General features: G+C 61.1%; 19 protein-coding genes and 1 pseudogene. 7 read left to right on the plus strand and 13 right to left on the minus strand.

Translation table 11 applies throughout. From position 1 onward, the window contains the following. Positions 1-150: 150 nt before the first annotated feature. Both NKJ89_RS20585 and NKJ89_RS20590 read right to left on the minus strand, forming a co-directional pair. Positions 151-306 carry a site-specific integrase gene (locus NKJ89_RS20585; RefSeq protein ID WP_352605127.1) on the minus strand — a complete coding sequence of 52 codons (156 nt, stop codon included), beginning with the start codon at positions 304-306 and terminating at the stop codon, positions 151-153. After that, positions 249-1,388, minus strand: a complete 1,140-nt coding sequence (locus NKJ89_RS20590; RefSeq protein ID WP_352605129.1) for a tyrosine-type recombinase/integrase — start codon at positions 1,386-1,388, stop codon at positions 249-251. Before NKJ89_RS20590 ends, NKJ89_RS20585 begins: the two co-directional genes overlap by 58 nt. On the opposite strand from NKJ89_RS20590, the gene dusA reads away from it, so the two are divergent. Continuing rightward, positions 1,326-2,324 carry a tRNA dihydrouridine(20/20a) synthase DusA gene (dusA, locus tag NKJ89_RS20595; RefSeq protein WP_352605131.1) on the plus strand — a complete coding sequence of 333 codons (999 nt, stop codon included), beginning with the start codon at positions 1,326-1,328 and terminating at the stop codon, positions 2,322-2,324. The genes NKJ89_RS20590 and dusA overlap by 63 nt on opposite strands. 16 nt (positions 2,325-2,340) lie before the next feature. Here the strand turns inward: dusA and NKJ89_RS20600 are convergent, their stop codons facing one another. Together NKJ89_RS20600 and NKJ89_RS20605 are read right to left on the minus strand one after the other, a co-directional pair. Continuing rightward, the gene (locus NKJ89_RS20600) at positions 2,341-3,045 is read right to left on the minus strand and encodes a TIGR02281 family clan AA aspartic protease (RefSeq protein ID WP_023759190.1); all 705 of its coding nucleotides are present in this window, start codon (positions 3,043-3,045) and stop codon (positions 2,341-2,343) included. A gap of 7 nt (positions 3,046-3,052) precedes the next feature. Then, positions 3,053-3,286 (minus strand): DUF1289 domain-containing protein, encoded by a 234-nt coding sequence (locus NKJ89_RS20605; RefSeq protein ID WP_352605133.1) that lies wholly within the window; start codon positions 3,284-3,286, stop codon positions 3,053-3,055. A gap of 197 nt (positions 3,287-3,483) precedes the next feature. Between NKJ89_RS20605 and NKJ89_RS20610 the strand changes: the two genes are divergently transcribed. Further along, positions 3,484-4,482 (plus strand): nicotinate-nucleotide--dimethylbenzimidazole phosphoribosyltransferase, encoded by a 999-nt coding sequence (locus tag NKJ89_RS20610; RefSeq protein WP_352605187.1) that lies wholly within the window; start codon positions 3,484-3,486, stop codon positions 4,480-4,482. A gap of 26 nt (positions 4,483-4,508) precedes the next feature. Here NKJ89_RS20610 and NKJ89_RS20615 read toward each other — a convergent pair whose 3' ends face one another. Continuing rightward, positions 4,509-6,029 carry a sensor histidine kinase gene (locus tag NKJ89_RS20615; RefSeq protein ID WP_023759186.1) on the minus strand — a complete coding sequence of 507 codons (1,521 nt, stop codon included), beginning with the start codon at positions 6,027-6,029 and terminating at the stop codon, positions 4,509-4,511. Positions 6,030-6,103: 74 nt separating this feature from the next. Here NKJ89_RS20615 and NKJ89_RS20620 point away from each other — a divergent pair, with 74 nt between their 5' ends. From NKJ89_RS20620 to NKJ89_RS20635, 4 genes are all read left to right on the plus strand, one after another. Further along, positions 6,104-6,724 carry a thermonuclease family protein gene (locus NKJ89_RS20620; RefSeq protein WP_352605135.1) on the plus strand — a complete coding sequence of 207 codons (621 nt, stop codon included), beginning with the start codon at positions 6,104-6,106 and terminating at the stop codon, positions 6,722-6,724. A gap of 43 nt (positions 6,725-6,767) precedes the next feature. Next, complete coding sequence (locus tag NKJ89_RS20625; RefSeq protein ID WP_023759184.1) at positions 6,768-7,379, plus strand: glutathione S-transferase; 612 nt, start codon at positions 6,768-6,770, stop codon at positions 7,377-7,379. Continuing rightward, positions 7,319-7,999: a uracil-DNA glycosylase family protein gene (locus NKJ89_RS20630; RefSeq protein WP_352605137.1), complete on the plus strand. Its 681-nt coding sequence runs from the start codon at positions 7,319-7,321 to the stop codon at positions 7,997-7,999. Before NKJ89_RS20625 ends, NKJ89_RS20630 begins: the two co-directional genes overlap by 61 nt. Before the next feature lie 202 nt (positions 8,000-8,201). After that, entirely contained in the window at positions 8,202-8,693 is a 492-nt protein-coding gene (locus NKJ89_RS20635) for an Lrp/AsnC family transcriptional regulator (protein WP_023759182.1), read from the plus strand. Between the two features lie 27 nt (positions 8,694-8,720). On the opposite strand, the gene NKJ89_RS20640 is transcribed toward NKJ89_RS20635, so the two are convergent. Then, entirely contained in the window at positions 8,721-9,287 is a 567-nt protein-coding gene (locus NKJ89_RS20640; protein ID WP_352605139.1) for a DUF3299 domain-containing protein, read from the minus strand. 311 nt (positions 9,288-9,598) lie between these two features. On the opposite strand from NKJ89_RS20640, the gene NKJ89_RS20645 reads away from it, so the two are divergent. Next, positions 9,599-10,954, plus strand: coding sequence for a DUF7986 domain-containing protein (locus NKJ89_RS20645; RefSeq protein ID WP_352605141.1), 1,356 nt, complete (start codon positions 9,599-9,601; stop codon positions 10,952-10,954). A 59-nt stretch (positions 10,955-11,013) separates the two neighbouring features. Here NKJ89_RS20645 and NKJ89_RS20650 read toward each other — a convergent pair whose 3' ends face one another. From NKJ89_RS20650 to mobA, 7 genes and pseudogenes are all read right to left on the minus strand, one after another. After that, positions 11,014-11,715 (minus strand): DNA alkylation repair protein, encoded by a 702-nt coding sequence (locus NKJ89_RS20650; RefSeq protein WP_352605143.1) that lies wholly within the window; start codon positions 11,713-11,715, stop codon positions 11,014-11,016. 9 nt (positions 11,716-11,724) lie between these two features. Continuing rightward, on the minus strand, positions 11,725-12,594 hold the full coding sequence (locus NKJ89_RS20655) for an NAD(P)-dependent oxidoreductase (RefSeq protein WP_352605145.1): 870 nt from the start codon (positions 12,592-12,594) through the stop codon (positions 11,725-11,727). Between the two features lie 112 nt (positions 12,595-12,706). After that, positions 12,707-13,528, minus strand: coding sequence for an ABC transporter permease (locus NKJ89_RS20660; protein WP_352605147.1), 822 nt, complete (start codon positions 13,526-13,528; stop codon positions 12,707-12,709). Beyond that, a complete protein-coding gene (locus NKJ89_RS20665; protein ID WP_352605149.1) occupies positions 13,525-14,244 on the minus strand; it encodes an ABC transporter permease in 720 nt (239 codons plus the stop codon). The genes NKJ89_RS20660 and NKJ89_RS20665 overlap by 4 nt, the downstream gene beginning before the upstream one ends. 80 nt (positions 14,245-14,324) lie before the next feature. After that, positions 14,325-15,110 carry an ABC transporter substrate-binding protein gene (locus tag NKJ89_RS20670; protein WP_023759175.1) on the minus strand — a complete coding sequence of 262 codons (786 nt, stop codon included), beginning with the start codon at positions 15,108-15,110 and terminating at the stop codon, positions 14,325-14,327. Between the two features lie 157 nt (positions 15,111-15,267). After that, a complete protein-coding gene (mobB, locus tag NKJ89_RS20675; protein WP_352605189.1) occupies positions 15,268-15,777 on the minus strand; it encodes a molybdopterin-guanine dinucleotide biosynthesis protein B in 510 nt (169 codons plus the stop codon). Positions 15,778-15,786: 9 nt separating this feature from the next. Continuing rightward, a pseudogene (gene mobA, locus NKJ89_RS20680) lies at positions 15,787-16,404 on the minus strand (molybdenum cofactor guanylyltransferase MobA); the annotation flags it as partial. Between the last annotated feature and the right edge of the window lie 49 nt (positions 16,405-16,453).

Here is a 16,453-nt window from a genome sequence, read left to right on the forward strand (position 1 = left end):
CAGCCGAAACGCGTCGATCTCATGGCGCCTTCGGACCAATGTGCAGAGCGATCTCCCAAAGGCGGTGCGCTCGGTCAATGCCACGCTCGTTTTGTAACACCTTACAAGGCACAAAGCCTGGCGGAGATGCCAGTCAACCCGAGCCGCGGACTACGCTGCCCTCGCAGCTTGAAGAGTGTGCAGCATCTCCGGCTTGAGATGCGTATACCGCCGCAACATCTTCCAATCCTTGTGACCCGTGACCAGAGCTACCTGTTCGATCGTGAATCCAGCTTCGAAGAGGCGGCTTGTTCCTTCATGCCGCAAGTCGTGAAAGTGAGGTCGTCGATGGCCAGGTCAGCGCATCCTCGACGAAAGGCGGTGCCGACCGACCTATGATTGAAGGGGAAAATTCGATCGTCGTCATTGCTGCGCCTTGCCTGCTGCTCCTCGACAATGGCCCACGCATCGTATCCGGTTGCCGCGAATAGCGGTATGCGCTGATTGTTGCCTTTCTTGTTCCGCGGGTCTTTCCGGTCACGGAGAAGAAGCATCCGCGTGCGAGAGTCCAAGTCGGACCAACGTGCCTTGCAGATTTCCTCCTGGCGCATAGCGGTTGCCACGGCGAACCGTATGATCTGGCTGATCGGCGCTATCTGACGAGGGTTCGCATCAAAGTGGGCGATCAGCCTGTCGAGTTCATCCTGGGTCGGCCGCCTGTCGCGCTCATGTCCTTTGCCAACGAGGCCAAGCCTCTTCAGAGCGATACGCGCGAGATCAACGGGTTCGACCCTGACCGGCAGGCCGTGCACCGCAGCAGCGTGGGATAGAATGAGTTTTATCAGGCCGATGTCGATGCCGAGAGTCACCGGCCCGGCGCCTTGAGCGGCGCGATCGCGGCCGAAACGAATGAGCCGCTCGCGATCGAGAGCCACCATATTGCAGTTGCCAAGATGTCTCTGCAGCATGTCGAGTGTCGCAGCCTTGGAGCGGAGAGGGGACTTGCCTACATCGCACATGTCGTCGATATGGAGGTCGATGAGTTCACCGAAGGTCTTCAGGCGCGCTATACGGGACTTTGTCGGCGTCTCACCGCGGTCGACTTGACGCTCGGCGTCGGTTGCCCAGCGTCGTGCGTCGTCTCGGCGCAGGAAGGTCTCGCTGACGTAGCGACCTTTGCGACGGACTTGGACACGCCAGGAGCCTGACGAGAGTTTTGTATAGGTGGCCATTTTTCGTGTGCGCTCCGTGTGCACTGAGAGATCGAAACGTGGCGAAAAGGGTCGTATTCTGGCGTAAAGTGGCGTGGCCGCGCTTGCGCTTAACGAATTGATGTTAAAGAAAAAATGCTGAAATATCAAGACCATAGACTGGCTTTGGCGCCCATGATGGACTGGACGGACCGGCATTGCCGGTTCTTGCACCGTCAGTTGACGCACCGTGCGCTGCTCTACACCGAGATGGTGGTGGCCGACGCCGTCATCCATGGTGCGCGTGAGCGACTTCTCGGCTTCGATGAGACGGAACATCCGGTCGCGTTGCAGCTCGGCGGCTCCGATCCGCAAAAGCTTGCCGAGGCGGCGCGCATCGGCGAAGCTTTTGGGTACGACGAGATCAACCTCAATGTCGGCTGTCCGTCGGACCGTGTGCAGTCGGGTACGTTCGGCGCCTGCCTGATGAAAGTGCCTGACCTCGTCGCCGACTGCGTCGCTGCGATGAAAGCAGCGGTGACAATTCCCGTCACCGTCAAATGCCGCATTGGCGTCGACGAGCAGGACCCGGAGCCGGCGCTCGATGCGCTGGCGGACGGTGTTTTCGATGGTGGCGCCGACGCGTTGTGGGTGCATGCGCGCAAGGCATGGCTCGAAGGGCTGAGCCCCAAGGAAAACCGCGACGTTCCGCCGCTCGATTATGATAGGGTCTATCGGCTTAAGGCCAAAAAACAGAACAAATTCATTGGCATCAATGGCGGAATTCAGTCGATTGAAGAGGCGCAGGCGCATCTCCGTCATGTCGACGGCGCAATGCTTGGCCGCGCCGCCTACCACACGCCCGGCATTCTGGCCGGCGTCGACGCCGCCTTCTACGGTGCCAAGCCCGAGACGTTCGATTTCGCCGCACTGATCGACGTCATGGCCGACTATGCGGCACGTCATATCGAGCAGGGCGGGCGGCTTGGCCATGTCACACGTCATTTGGTCGGGCTGTTCCACGGATTGCCCGGGGCGCGCCGCTACCGCCAGATCCTGTCCACCGAGGCGAACCGCCCCGGAGCCGGACCGGACGTGCTGAAGACGGCTTTTGCGGCTGTCGAGCTCAGTGGAGTGGAGGCCGAAGCGGCCTGAGTCTGGGAGCCGGAGCTCAATCCCTGAGGATCATGCGGTCGCCGCGCACATCGAAGCCCGACAGCGAGCCGATGAAATTCATGCCAAGCAGGCTCTGGCTCAGCATGCCGGGTGCGGCGATCATCACCGGCATGTCCTTGCGCGTGATGCCGCCGATCGCAATCTGATCGGTTCTCACGGCCGCGGCGCGTGCTACGCCGTTGGCGGTCGAAACTGAAATGGTGTAGTTGAGCGCCGCTGGATTGAATCCGGCGGCTTGCGCGTCTTCCGACGTCAGCACGGTGCTGGTCGCGCCGGTATCGACTATCGCTCGAACCGGGTTGCCGTTGACCAGGATACGCGCTTCGAAATGGCCGTTGTCCGCCTTGTCGAGCGTCACCGTGGCGTGACCGTCTTCGACGCCGAGCGCCAGCGGGCTGCCGGGGACCAGGCCTGCCGTCACGCGGCTGGCGACATCCTGCAGTTCATAGCGGTATTGATAGCCGGCGATCAGCGCGAGCACGATGGCCGCCCAGGCGCCGAGGTTGCGGGCCATGGCGCCCAACGGCCGGCCCGAGCGAAGCAGGCCGGCGCCGATCAGGACGCCGAAAGCGCCAAGCCAGATCAGCCGGCTGAAATCGTAGTTCTCGACGCCGAGCGTACTGCCGGCAGAATCGTTGAGCATGAGCAGGACTGCTCCCACCCCGATCGCTGCCATCAGGATCCAGAAAAGCCGGCTCATTAGCACCTCACGAAAGCGCGTCGCGTTCGCGCGCCACGCGGCTGCGGCGCGTTTCCCGGCGCGGTCGGCGCTCGATCGTTTCCAGCCGGGCCGGCAATTCGGCCATGACGCTGCGGCGCGTTTCCGGCGTCATCCCGATCCAGGCACCGATTTCCTCACGCGTGCGACCGCACCCGAAACAGAAGCCGGTTTTCATATCGATCGAACAGACCAGGATGCACGGGGATTCGATGGCCGTCATGACTTTCTCTTGAGGTTTCCATCCGGAATCCTCGTTCCATCTCCACATGGTGCAACCGCAGAGCCAATGCAAGCCCTTGCGATGGCGCCCTTGGCGGCCAGCCTTGCGGCAAATTCAGGACCATGATCCAGGAGGTTGTGCCGACGACGCAAGGCGGCTATGCCGCTCACCTACTCCAGGGAATGATCGCCAACGAGATGACCAGCGCGCTGCCTTTCGACGATTTTCGCAACCTGTTGGCCAATCTGCCGGCGGCCGACACGACGGCCGGGGCCCGCGTGCGCACGCTGTTCGCCAAGGCCGACAAACCAGGCAATTCGCTCGGCCGCATCGAGGACATCGCCGCGTGGCTGGCCGCCTGGAGCGGGCGGGCTCCGCCAGCCGTGACAAGACCGCTGATGGCGGTCTTTGCCGGCAATCACGGCGCCACACGACACGGCATTTCGCCACGCCCGGTGGCCGCGACCGCCAACGCGGTCGAACTTTGCGCGGCCGGAGGTGCTGCGATCAACCAGATCTGCATTGCCAACGATCTCGGGCTGAAGGTCTTCGATCTTGCCCTGCACATTCCGACCGCAGATATCACCTGTGATGCCGCGCTCGACGAGCGCGGCTGCGCCGCCACCATGGCTTTCGGCATGGAAGCGATCGCCGGCGGCACCGATCTTTTGTGCCTCGGCGATCTCGGCGTCGGCAACTCCACGGTCGCTGCAGCTCTGTTTGCGGCGCTGTTCGGGGGCAGGGGGATCGACTGGGTCGGCCCGGGGTCGGGCGCCGATGCGACGATGCAGGCTCGCAAGGCAGACGTGGTCGATGCCGCGCTGGCCTTTCACGGTGGCCATCTCGGCGACCCGCTCGAGGTGCTGCGCCGGGTCGGCGGCCGTGAGTTCGCAGCGATTGCCGGCGCCATCCTTGCCGCGCGCATGCAGAACATCCCAGTGCTGCTCGACGGGCTTGCCGCGATGGCCGCCGCAGCGGTGCTGCATACCGCCAACCCCGCCGCGCTCGGCCATTGCCTGCTTGCCAGCCTGTCGCCAGAGCCCGCACACGCCCGGGCTGCTCAACGCCTCGGCCTGCGGCCGTTGCTTGATCTTGGCATCAGTCATGGCGAAGGGGCAGGGGCCGCCCTTGCCGCGGGTCTGGTCAAGGCCGCCGCGCTGACCAGTTCGGGTATGGCGGCAGCGGTGCGTGGCTAGAAACCGGCACACTGCATCAGCTTCGACTATCGCCGCCGAGCTGCTACCGCCGCGGTCGGCAGCGCCGGCAATTCTTCCATTACCCGGCTCAGCGGGAAGATGGCTATCGCCTCTGTCCCTTCGCGCAGCCTGGAATGAAGTTCGAACTCGCCACCATGCATGGCGAGCAGCCCTTGCACGATCGGCAGGCCAAGGCCGGTTCCCTGTTCGGCGCTCTTGATGGCGATCGAGCCCTGGCCGAAGGCGGAAAGCACAATCGGAATTTCGTCTTCCGGTATGCCTGGCCCATTGTCCTTGATCGAAATGTACTGCCCGCCGCCCGCCGTCCAGCCAACGCGGACACGAATCTCGCCTCCGGTGCCGGTGAACTTGATGGCATTCGACAGAAGGTTGAGCGCGATCTGCCGCACCGCCCGCTCATCGGCGAACAAGCGTGGCAATTCATGCTCGAAATCCTGGACGATGCGTATATCCTTATTGCGCGCCCTCAACTCCATCATGTGGCAGCAATCCTCGACGATACCGAGCAGCATCACGGGCTCTTCATTGAGCTGGTAGCGGCCAGCCTCGATGCGCGACAGGTCGAGGATCTCATTGATCAGGTCGAGCAGATGCTGGCCGGATTCGTGCACGTCGTGGGCGTAGTCGCGATAGGTGGGGTTGCTCATCGGTCCCAGCACCTCGTTCGACATCACCTCGGAAAAACCGAGAATGGCATTGAGCGGTGTGCGCAGTTCATGGCTCATCGAGGCGAGGAACCGTGATTTCGCCAGATTGGCATCTTCGGCCCGCCGCCGCGCCTCGTCCGACATTGATTTCGCCGTCTCCAGTTCGGCGATCAGCGCGTCCTTTTCGGAGCGGAACGACAACAACATCAGGGACGAGCGGTTGAGGTGACGGGCGACATAGGCGAAGAAGGGCAGCGACACGACCAGCAGCCCGGCCATGATTACCTCGATCGGGATCCATAGCTTGACGCCGCCATAAGCGTAGAGTGCCACCGGGACGGCAAACGTCGCCAACAGCGCTCCGCCCAGGGACGAGGTCATCACCGCGGTCGCTGCCATGGCGAACAACAGCACCACGGCCTTTACGACGTGGAACGGGTCGACCGCGCAGACGCTGCAGCCAAGCCGGACGAACCATGCCCAGCCGAGACCGCACAGGAAATGGCCGATCAGGAATTCCCGTCGTGTTTGCAAAGGGTTGAGCTCGGAAGCTTCAGTGCGCTCGATGCGCCGCGCCATGAAGGCGACGATGGTGTAGCAGGTCAGCATGAACAGGGCCCAGAGGCCGATCTCGTTGCCGACGCCGGCCAGCCGGCTACCCGCCGCGATCACCAGAACGAGAAGCGGGACGGCGATTGCGCCGCTGGTCATCGCCCGGGCGTGGAGTTTCAGAAGTTCGCGATCGAAATCGGGATTGCCCGCCTGCTGCGAAAGACGGTCACGGGTCTTGCGCACCGCGCGTGCCACATCGCTGTTGCGATGAGGTTTCCTGCGGTCCACAATGAACTTGTCCGCTGTGTTCGAGCGTTGCAAGGGCATCAAAACTTCAATTATGCGAGCAGCGGTTTCCAAGTGTTAAGCTACGTTCGAATGATTAACCAACCGTTTGCCATATGAGCCGTTCATGGTCGCCAAGGCGGCGCCGACCATACCTTGCGCGACCCCGAAGCCTGTGGCGCCGGCTGGTCGATTACGGGCTTACCGCCATCATTCTCGGGCTGTTGATCCTGCTGGCGGCCCGCCTCGACCGCGTGGAGACCCGCAAGACGGAAGGTGCGGCTATCGTCAATGACGGCGATTCGATCACGCTCGGTGCCGAGCGCATCCGTATGCGCGGCATCGATGCTCCGGAATATACGCAGACCTGCCGCAGGAACGGCACCGACTATCCCTGCGGCACGCTTGCGCGCCAGTCGCTGGTGCGCCTGATCGGCGGCCAGCCCGTCTCCTGTACCGGCTGGCAGCGTGACCGCTATGGCCGGCTGCTCGGCAACTGCACCGCCGACGGAAAGGACCTCAACCGGGCGCAGGTCGAGGCGGGCTGGGCGGTTGCCTATGGCGACTTCGAGAGCGAGGAAGCCACGGCCCGTGAGGGAAGGGCCGGCATCTGGGCCGGGACGTTCGACCAGCCCCAGGACTGGCGCGATAGCCATCACGGCCAAGTCGTCGAGAGAAAGCATGGCGCACTGGCATCGATTGGCGACGCCGCGCGCGAGATTTTTCGCTTCTGGTGATCCGCATCGTGTAATTGGACCGCGAACGAATGGGAGGATGGAGATGAAGCTCTTCGACGGTGGCCGGGCGCCCAATCCACGACGGGTCCGCGTTTTCCTCGCCGAGAAAGGCATCACGGTTCCGAAGGTAGCCGTCGACATGGGTGCTCTCGAGCACAGACAACAGGCGATCAGCTCTCGCAACCCTTTGCAACGCCTGCCGGTGCTGGAGCTCGACGACGGCACCATCATCACCGAATCCGTCGCCATCTGCCGCTATTTCGAGGAACTGCATCCCGAACCTGCCCTGTTCGGCCGTGGCGCACTCGGCAAGGCGCTGGTCGAGATGTGGCAGCGACGGATGGAGTTCAACTTGCTCAGCTGCGTCACGCAGGCGTTTCGCCACATCCATCCGGCAATGAAGGAATGGGAAATCCCGCAGATCCCGGAATGGGGCGAGGCCAACAAGCCGAAGGCCGTGCAGTTCCTCAAACTGTTGGATATTGAATTGGGCAATCGAGAATTCATCGCCGGTGACAGCTATTCGATCGCCGATATCACCGGCCTGATCGCCGTCGATTTCATGAAGCCGGCACGCATCAAGGTACCGGATGAATGCACAAATGTGCTGCGTTGGCACCAAGCCGTCTCCAGTCGTCCGAGCGCATCAGCCTGAAAATGACTGTCGAACTCGACAGCCTCACTGCCAAGATTCGCGCCTGCCGCATCTGCGCGGAAAACCCTGTCGGCAAGCCGTTGCCGCACGAACCGCGTCCGGTGCTGCGACCCTCGTCCAGCGCCCGCATCCTGATCGCCAGCCAGGCGCCGGGGACCAAGGTGCATCTGTCGGGCATGCCGTTCACCGATGCTTCCGGCGACCGCTTGCGCAGTTGGCTGGGCGTGACAAGCGATGAATTCTACGACATCGAAAAGTTCGCCATCGTGCCGATGGGCTTCTGCTTTCCCGGCCAGGATGCCAAGGGCGGAGACCTGCCGCCACGGCGTGAATGCGCACCGGCCTGGCGCGCGCCCTTGATGGCTCTGATGCCACGGATCGACCTGGTGCTGACGATCGGCATCTATGCACAGTCCTGGCACATGAGTGCCGAGCGCCGGCCCTCATTGACGCAAACAGTGATGGACTGGCGCGCGCTCTGGGAGAATTCCGTCGGCCCGAAAGTGCTGCCGCTGCCCCATCCGTCGTGGCGAAACACCGGCTGGCTCAAGAGGAATCCCTGGTTTGAAATGGATTTGCTGCCTTTCCTGCGGTCGGAAATCCGCTATCGCCTTGGTTGACCTTTCAGCAAGAAATCACTCGCTTTTTGCCCGATCGGCAGAATTTCTTTCTTGTGAAAGGTCGAAATAAGGGGGAGTATAGCCAAACTATTCCCAAAGCGCGTCGCGCCCGAGGGCACGCGACGCGCTTTGAGTTTTTGTTTACGCATGTCGCTATCCCAAACCGCTACCACTTTGGGCGACACGCACCAGGGAGCACGCAATGGATCGCCTCGATAGAAAAATTCTCCGCCTGTTGCAGGAGGACGCGACACTCGCGGTCGCCGATGTCGCCAAGAAAGTCGGGCTGTCGACGACGCCTTGCTGGCGGCGCATCCAGAAGCTCGAGGAAGAGGGCGTCATCAAGCGGCGCGTCGCCATTCTCGACCATGAAAAGATCAATGTGCGCGTCACCGTCTTCGTGTCGATCCGCACCAATTCGCATAGCCATGAGTGGCTGAGGCGCTTCTCGGAAGTCATCCAGGAGTTTCCCGAAGTGGTCGAGTTCTACCGGATGAGCGGCGACGTCGATTATCTCTTGCGCGTCGTGGTTCCGGACATCGCTGCCTATGACGCGTTCTACAAACGGCTGATCGCCAAGATCGAGATTCGCGACGTGTCATCGTCCTTCGCCATGGAGCAGATCAAGTACACCACGGAAATCCCGCTTGACTACATGGTGCTGGACAAGGAGTCGGGCGCCAACGCTGCCTGAGCCGACCCTTGCGCAAGGTTTTCCCGCTTAATCTTTCTTTTTGTTGAGGAAACTCCAGGGAGAATTTACTGGCAGCGTGACTGTGTCCGGCACGCTGTCGGCAGCGACGACCTCTGCCTTGCGGACGCTGTAGCCCGACTGGATGACGCTGACGCCGTCGAGAATGAACAGCTGGCTTTTCTCCATCTTCGGCTTCAGCGCACCGGTGACAGCGACCGGCTGATAAGCTTCCGACATCTTGTAGGGGTGAGCAGGCGTGACCAGTACGATCTGGTTGAGCGGTGGCGTCGGCATGTGGCTGCAGGCGCCAGTCCACGGCACCAGCAGGAACTGATAGACAAGGTCGCCGTCGCGATCGACGGGCAATGCATAGCCGGCCAACTGAATGCTTTTGTCCTGCAGATCGAGGGACAGCGTCTCGCCGTGGTCCGGCAATTTTGCCGCGATCATCGGCAACCCGACGTTTTCAGCGGCCGCTTGCGCAGCAGGGCGCAGATCCTTCCAGAATATGTGCGCGGTCTCCGCCGAGGCATCACCGATGGAAACAGCAAATGCCGCAGCCAGGATCGCAACTGATTTGAGACGGTTGTTCATGGGCTCCATTCTTCGCCAAGCTGCTGCCCGGATCGAGTTAAACCGTCGTGATTCGAGCGCATATTTGCAGATGCCAGATCGCGCTGTGCCATCAATCCACATTCTCGCTCGCAATTCGATCGCCTTTGTGGGGTAGCGCTATCGGGACCTTGCCAGCGACCTCGCGTGAAACGGGACACGAATAAATTGCTTGGGAAAGAGCCGAAAATGGCTTGCCCGGTCGCGACTGCGGAGCAGAAAATAGATCGGCCATAGGATGCGAACCGTGCGCGTCCGTATCCACGGACCTCGCCAGAACATGGAGAAGTACCATGCCAGCCAGCGATGATCTCAAGGGGCTGATGAAATTCCTTACCCGTGAGCAATGGCGCGAATGTTTCGAAGAGGTGCTTGACGATCATTTCGGCCCAGTTCTCGAAGCCTACGACATGGATTTCGAAGACCTCACCGAAATCCTCGGCGAGGTTTGGGCGATGACCGTTTGGGGCTGCGCCTTCGAGGACTTTCTGAGCCTGGACTTCGAGGGTGAACCCGGCAACATCGTCGATGACTATGTCAAGCGTCGAGGCTGGAAGGAAAATGCGCAATCCAAGGCTTATATGATGGCGTTACGGACCTCCGTCATGAGCCTGTATGAAGTAAGCAACGTCGTGCCTGGACAATCTCTTGCGGCGCGTGACCTTATCCGCGGAGGTGAACCTATCAGCGTTAGCGAGGGCACCGCCACGAAGATGTTGAAACAGTGGGATAAGATCGCTGCACGGGTCGTGCCTGTCATGGGCAAAAACGTCCTTGCGGGCGGTGTCTTGCCGTTCACGCCGCAGGCTACGGAAGCATTGTTCGACGGACTGCGCGGCGCGTTCGGGAAAAGAAATGCAAAGAAGCTGCCCGCGTTGAGGAATGAAGAGCTGCAGGCGGCGGCATCCATGTTCACGCTGTCATGGTTGTTTGACACCCTCAATAGGATGATGGAGAGGCCGACGTTGCGAAATAGCGACGGCGACGACATCGTATTCCATGATGTCCGCTTTCCCTTGGCATCGGGCGTGGCGCCGGAAGAGATTGCTTCCCGATTGAACACTATTCGGGGCATGTCACAGGAAAACGCGAAATTCTGGAACTGGGTGGAAGAGACACCACAAGGTAGAGACAAGCCAAAAGCGGCGAAGGCACCTACAATCGACACCACGTCGGATAGCGGTTCGTGTTTGCTGGGCAATGCTGAACTGAAGGGGCCCTTCCTCCATCTGTCCACCAATTCCGCAGAGCGAGCTGCAAGAGGGACGGCCTTGGTTCGCCAGGCCCTCGGCGATCTAGCGCGGACCCCCCTCACTGAAATCCGCACTGTCGAGCAGATGTTGGCCGAACGATCTGGCAAGCATGTCGATACGCCGTCATCGAGTTCGCCACCAGAAATCGCCGAACAGGGTGTTCACGAGTTCTTGGATCGGCATTATCTGGAAACTCTTGATCAGCCCGTCGCAATGTTGGGGAACAAAACACCGCGTCAGGCCGCCAAAACCCCGGCCGGCCGCCGAAAGGTCGCCGATTGGCTGAAGTATCTCGAAAACCAGACAGCCAAACAACCAGATCCTGTCAATCCGATGGCCACCTATAGTTTTGAATGGATTTGGAAAGAGCTCGGCCTTCGGGACCTGCGTCAATAGTGCGCTGCCATATGCTCATCCATCGATGCACCGTCGGCGCGAGTCGATCGCGTCACGCGTCAGCCTTTCTTGGCGATCCGCTCGAGCGTCTTGGCATTGGAAAGTTCTTTGACAGCGTCCTTGCCGATCCAGCGCGCGGTCCTATCGGTCGACTGCGCCAGTCGTTCGGCGACGGCAAGCGCGGCGCCGTGCATAGCCATCGATCGTTTGCCGATCGATCGAAGCGCCCAGTTCACGGCTTTCTTCACGAAATTGCGGCTGTCGGTGGCATGCGCTTCGATGATCGGCAGGAAGGCGAGGAAGCTTGTCTCTGGTTCTTTCTTCCGGTGAACGGCAGACCATGCCATCATCGCAAAGGCCGTGCGCCGAACGAATTCCCGTTCGTCGGCCGCGAACTCGCCGATCAGTTCTTTCCAGGCGTCCGTATCGACAAAGAGATCCGAGACGCCATCGACGATGTCCCATGAGTCGAAACTGGCCGCCCATCTTCTTGCATCTCCAGCAGAAAACCGTTTCGGATCAGCCGTGACGGAAGCGATGAACTGCGCCTCCACGATACCCGTCTCCCACAGCTCGAAGGCGCGCTCGTGGTTGCGTTTGATCTTCCTGGCGATCTGCCGCTGTACGCCATGCGTTATGCCAAGGGCGCGGTCGATCCTGATGCCGTAGCGCAACATGCCGAGGCGGTTCTCCTGCGAGCCAATGGCGCGCAGATGGTCGACAATTTCCGCGGCACTGGATTGAGGCGAGAGTTCCGCCATCGCAGAAACCTATTTTTCCAGCCGCGCCAGCAGCGAGGACGTATCCCAGCGCTTGCCGCCCATTGCCTGCACATCCTTGTAGAACTGGTCGACAAGCGCGGTCACCGGCAATTTGGCACCGTTGCGGTCGGCTTCCGCCAGACAGATGCCGAGGTCCTTGCGCATCCAATCGACGGCGAAGCCGAAATCATACTTGCCGGCATTCATCGTCTTGTGGCGGTTCTCCATCTGCCAGGAACCGGCCGCGCCCTTGGAGATGACCTCGATCACCTTCTCGATGTCGAGCCCGGCCTTCTTGCCGAAATGGATGCCTTCGGCCAGCCCTTGCACGAGGCCGGCGATGGCGATCTGGTTGATCATCTTGGTGAGCTGACCAGCACCGGCCGACCCCATCAAGCCAACCATGCGGGCAAAGGCATCTATGACGGGCCTGGCCCTGTCGAAAGCGTCCTGCTCACCGCCGACCATGACGGTCAGGAGGCCATTCTCGGCGCCGGCCTGGCCACCGGAGACCGGCGCATCGAGGAACGAAAAGCCGCGCGCTTGCGCTGCCGCCGCCAGTTCGCGTGCGACCTCGGCCGAGGCCGTGGTGTTGTCGATGAAGACCGAACCCTTCTTCATCGTCTGGAAAGCTCCGTCCGCGCCCGTCGTCACCGAACGCAAATCGTCGTCATTGCCGACGCAGGAAAAGACAAAATCCTTGCCCTCGGCGGCCTGCGCCGGCGTCGCCGCAAGGCTGCCGCCATACTGGCCAACCCATTGCTCGGCCTTGGCCTTGGTGCGGTTGTAGACGGTGACGTCGTGGCCACCCTTGTTCCTCAGGTGCCCGGCCATTGGATAGCCCATCACGCCAAGACCGAGAAATGCAACGGATGCCATGAGCCTGCCCTTCAGAATGGAAACGGAATTTGCTGCGAAAGCTCTAGGCCCTGCGCCCAATTCGTCAAGACGCGTGTGTCCAGATCGACTGGTGCAGCCAATTTGAAAATGGTCAGCGTTTCAGGTGAACGGTGATCCGGCGCTCGATCCATTCAACGCCATGGCGCAAGATCTCGACCATCACCAGATAGACGAGAGCGACCCAGATATAGGCCTGAATGTCGAACGAGTTGGCGAAGGCGAGCTTTGCATTGCCCATCAGATCATAGACCGTGATGATAGCGACGATGGCGGACGCCTTGACCATCAGGATCAGTTCATTGCCATAGGGCCGCAAGGCGACGATCAAGGCTTGGGGCAGGATGATCTTGCGCAATGTCTGCAGTTTGTGCAGGCCGAGCGATGCTGCCCCTTCCCATTGCCCACGAGGCACGCTCTCGATGGCGCCGCGTAGAATCTCGGCCTGGTAGGCGGCAGTGTTGAGCGAAAAGGCAAAGACGCCGCAATTGAACGCGTCCTTGAAAAAATCCCAGAGGCCAACCGACTGCAGTTCGACCCTGAACGAGCCTAATCCATAATAGACTAGATAGGTCTGAACCAGCAGCGGCGTGCCACGGAAGAAATAGACATAGCAATAAGCGAGGCCGGACAGAATCCGGTTGCTGGACATGCGCCCATAGGCGACAGGCACCGAAAGCATTGCGCCGAGCACCATCGATATGGAAACCAGCGCGAGCGTTACCCCAAGCCCTCGCAAATAGGCGGGCGCATATTTGGCGAAGAAATCGGCATTCCAGGCAATGACCAGATAGCTGACGATGCCAGCGCCGAATAGGATCCACAGGCAGACCAGCGCATAACCGGCGATACGCCTGCGCGGCCAACCCCGCGCCTGGGGCGGCGGCCGTTCGACCATGGCGGCTGTAGCGCTCATCGCTGCGCCTCCCGCCGGCCAAGCGAACGCAAAATTGCACCGGTGGCAAAGGACGACACGACGGCGAGGCCGAGAAACACCAGCGAGGCCACGCCGAAGAACAGGAAAGCGTGCTTGGTGACGCGGGCGGCAATGCTGGCATTGCGCAGCGTCTCGGCCAAGCCGACGACCGATACCAGGGACGTGTCCTTGAGCAGGCTTAGCCAGCAGTTCTCCAGTCCGGGAAACGCGATGCGCAGCAGTTGCGGCACGATCACCTTGCGCATGGTCAGCCAGTTAGAAAGCCCGATGGCGTAGCCGCCCTCATATTGGCCCTTCGGTATGGCGCGGAAGGCCGAGAGGAAAACCTCGCTGGCATAGGACGAGAAGATCAGCGCGAGCACGATCATGCCGGCGACGAAGCTGTTGACGTCGATGGTGGCGTCCGGCCGGAAATACCTGACGAGATGCTGCAGCAGGATCGGCATGCCGAAGAAGAACAGGAAAAGCGTCACCAGTTCCGGCAGGCCGCGAAAGACCGTGGTGTAGATGTTGGCGGCAAGGCGCAGCGATGATTCTTCGGACTGCTTGGCAAGAGCAATGAAAAAGCCGATCGTCAATCCGATTGGCAACGTGGCAAGGGCAAGCGCAACGGTGATCAGTGCGCCATAGGCGATATCGTCAAGCCAGCCATCGGGTCCCCAACTGAGAAGTGTCCATATGCTCTGGGCTGGCATCGACAGGTCTTATCTCCACGGCGTTCCCGAACGAATAGAAAGACGGCGAAGAAGTTCCCCGCCGTCTTCACCCTAGTTTATCAGGACTCGGCGCCGTAGACGTCGAACTTGAAGTACTTGTCGTTGATTTCCTTGTATTTTCCATTGGCGCGGATGGCGTCGATGGCCGTGTTGAGCTTGTTGACCAGGTCGGTCTCGCCTTTGCGCACGGCAATGCCGGCGCCTGGCCCGAAGATCTCGACTGGTTGCGGCGACGGCTGGCCGAGGATCTTGCAGCATGCGCCATCGGGCGAATCCAGCCACTGCTGCAGCACGACGATATCGTCCTCGATTGCGTCGAGACGACCATTGGCAAGATCTGCCTGCTCCTCGGGGCTGCTCGGATAGCCCTTGACGGTGCTGTCGGTGTAGGTCTTCGAGGCATAGTTGAAGTGCGTGGTGGTGGTGGCCACGCCGATGGTCTTGCCGGCGAGATCTTCCTTGGTCACGCCCTTCAGCGTGCTGTCCTTCGGCACGGCGAGCGCCGACGGCGTGTTGTAGTATTTGTGCGAGAAGTCGACCTTCTCCAACCGCTCCGGCGTGATCGACATCGAAGCGACGATGGCGTCGAATTTGCCGGCCTGAAGAGCGGGAATGATGCCGTCCCAATCCTGGGCGACGAAGGTGCATTTGACCTTCATCTCGTCACAAAGCGCCTTGGCGATGTCGATGTCGAAGCCGACGAGCTGGCCATCGGCGGTGAGGTTGTTGAATGGCGGGTAGGCGCCTTCGGTGCCGATCCTCAGGGTCTTTTCCTGGGCCTGGGCTACGCCGAGCGTCAACAGCGCGGCCGAAGCGGCGAGCGCGATACGCAGTGCAATACGCATGATAATCCTCTCTTTATGGTCCCGGCCGTCGTTCCAAACGGCTCTGTGGGGCGGTGCTTTTGGCCGCCCGCTGGCGCGATACTCCCACTCTTTCCAAGAAAAAAGCAACTGCAAAACCGCAAAAACGGGGAAGGCTATTCTGCCGCTGCGTCAGCGCTCAAGCAACGAGCCCAGTGGTGCGCTCGATGAAGTCGGCTATCGACTTTGCATCGTCGAGATCGAACACCGGCAGGCGCTCGCCTTCAGCCGCGAAATCGGCGGCGACGGCGACGATGTTGGGATCACCTGCCGAAAGCGGCGTGCGGTCTTTCGCGTCCAGCCGGCGGGTTTCGATCTTGCGGTGGGCCTCGCGCTTGTAGCCCTCGACCAGCACCAGGTCGCAAGGCGCGAGCCGTGATAGAATCACCTCCAGCGTCGGCTCATCCTCACCGCGCAGTTCGTGCATCAGCGCCCAGCGGGTTCCCGACACGATCGCGACTTCCGTGGCGCCGGCCTGCCTATGGCGGTAGCTGTCGGCACCCGGCTTGTCGATGTCGAAATCGTGGTGAGCGTGTTTCACCGTCGACACTTTCCAGCCGCGCCGAACGAGTTCGGCGACCAGCTTTTCGGTCAATGTCGTCTTGCCGGAGTTTTTCCAACCGGTGATGCCGAAGACGCGTCTGTTCATGATTTCATGCTGCAACAGACCTTCGGCAGCGACAAGATCATCAGGCTGGTTGATGTTGAAGAAAGGGTCGACCGGGTGGCCCGCCGATTGAAGAAGCGGGAATTCCACCTCGACGAAGCCGTGCCGGTCGATGAAAGCCGAAACCCGCCTGATATCTTCATCGACCAGAAAGTGCCGCAGGGCGACGCGACAATCCGTCGGCCAGAGCGCGAAGGTCGGGTGCCGCTTGCCGCCCGAGCAAGCGACGGCAATCGAAGCTGGACTTTGATCGGTGGCGACGGCCAGTCGCTCGACGAGATCCAGCGGCAGGAAGGGCGTGTCGCCGGCAGCGGTGACGATCGCCTTGCAAGCCGTGTTGGCCGCGGTCCATTCGAGGCCGGTCAGGATTCCGGCAAGTGGCCCGGCAAAGCCGGTCACCGTGTCGGCAAGCACCGGCAGTCCAAAGCGCGAGAACCGCGCCGGATCGCCGTTGGCGCTAAGCGCGAGAGGCCCGATCTGCGGGCCAAAGCGCGAGATGACCTGGTCGAGCACGCGGCCGCTGCCAAGCGGCAACAGGGTCTTGTCGCCACCGCCCATCCGTCTCGAACGGCCGCCGACCAGAATGATCCCCGCAACATCTCGCTTCATGCCATCGAGCCTGTACGCCTGCCGCCGAAAATCACAAGAACCTTCAAAT

Origin of the sequence: Mesorhizobium sp. M0047, from assembly GCF_040323315.1 — a bacterium.
GTDB lineage: Bacteria > Pseudomonadota > Alphaproteobacteria > Rhizobiales > Rhizobiaceae > Mesorhizobium.

Bases quoted from the DNA above. Each gene is read 5' to 3' on its own strand.
- NKJ89_RS20615 (WP_023759186.1), bottom strand. From the start codon at position 6,029: ATGCCCTTGCAACGCTCGAACACAGCGGACAAGTTCATTGTGGACCGC.
- NKJ89_RS20660 (WP_352605147.1), bottom strand. From the start codon at position 13,528: ATGAGCGCTACAGCCGCCATGGTCGAACGGCCGCCGCCCCAGGCGCGG.
- dusA (WP_352605131.1), top strand. From the start codon at position 1,326: ATGCTGAAATATCAAGACCATAGACTGGCTTTGGCGCCCATGATGGAC.
- NKJ89_RS20635 (WP_023759182.1), top strand. From the start codon at position 8,202: ATGGATCGCCTCGATAGAAAAATTCTCCGCCTGTTGCAGGAGGACGCG.
- NKJ89_RS20605 (WP_352605133.1), bottom strand. From the start codon at position 3,286: ATGACGGCCATCGAATCCCCGTGCATCCTGGTCTGTTCGATCGATATG.
- NKJ89_RS20670 (WP_023759175.1), bottom strand. From the start codon at position 15,110: ATGCGTATTGCACTGCGTATCGCGCTCGCCGCTTCGGCCGCGCTGTTG.
- NKJ89_RS20590 (WP_352605129.1), bottom strand. From the start codon at position 1,388: ATGCCGGTCCGTCCAGTCCATCATGGGCGCCAAAGCCAGTCTATGGTC.
- mobB (WP_352605189.1), bottom strand. From the start codon at position 15,777: ATGAACAGACGCGTCTTCGGCATCACCGGTTGGAAAAACTCCGGCAAG.
- NKJ89_RS20665 (WP_352605149.1), bottom strand. From the start codon at position 14,244: ATGCCAGCCCAGAGCATATGGACACTTCTCAGTTGGGGACCCGATGGC.
- NKJ89_RS20600 (WP_023759190.1), bottom strand. From the start codon at position 3,045: ATGAGCCGGCTTTTCTGGATCCTGATGGCAGCGATCGGGGTGGGAGCA.
- NKJ89_RS20630 (WP_352605137.1), top strand. From the start codon at position 7,319: ATGCACAAATGTGCTGCGTTGGCACCAAGCCGTCTCCAGTCGTCCGAG.
- NKJ89_RS20655 (WP_352605145.1), bottom strand. From the start codon at position 12,594: ATGGCATCCGTTGCATTTCTCGGTCTTGGCGTGATGGGCTATCCAATG.
- NKJ89_RS20640 (WP_352605139.1), bottom strand. From the start codon at position 9,287: ATGAACAACCGTCTCAAATCAGTTGCGATCCTGGCTGCGGCATTTGCT.
- NKJ89_RS20650 (WP_352605143.1), bottom strand. From the start codon at position 11,715: ATGGCGGAACTCTCGCCTCAATCCAGTGCCGCGGAAATTGTCGACCAT.
- NKJ89_RS20625 (WP_023759184.1), top strand. From the start codon at position 6,768: ATGAAGCTCTTCGACGGTGGCCGGGCGCCCAATCCACGACGGGTCCGC.
- NKJ89_RS20610 (WP_352605187.1), top strand. From the start codon at position 3,484: ATGACCAGCGCGCTGCCTTTCGACGATTTTCGCAACCTGTTGGCCAAT.
- NKJ89_RS20620 (WP_352605135.1), top strand. From the start codon at position 6,104: ATGAGCCGTTCATGGTCGCCAAGGCGGCGCCGACCATACCTTGCGCGA.
- NKJ89_RS20645 (WP_352605141.1), top strand. From the start codon at position 9,599: ATGCCAGCCAGCGATGATCTCAAGGGGCTGATGAAATTCCTTACCCGT.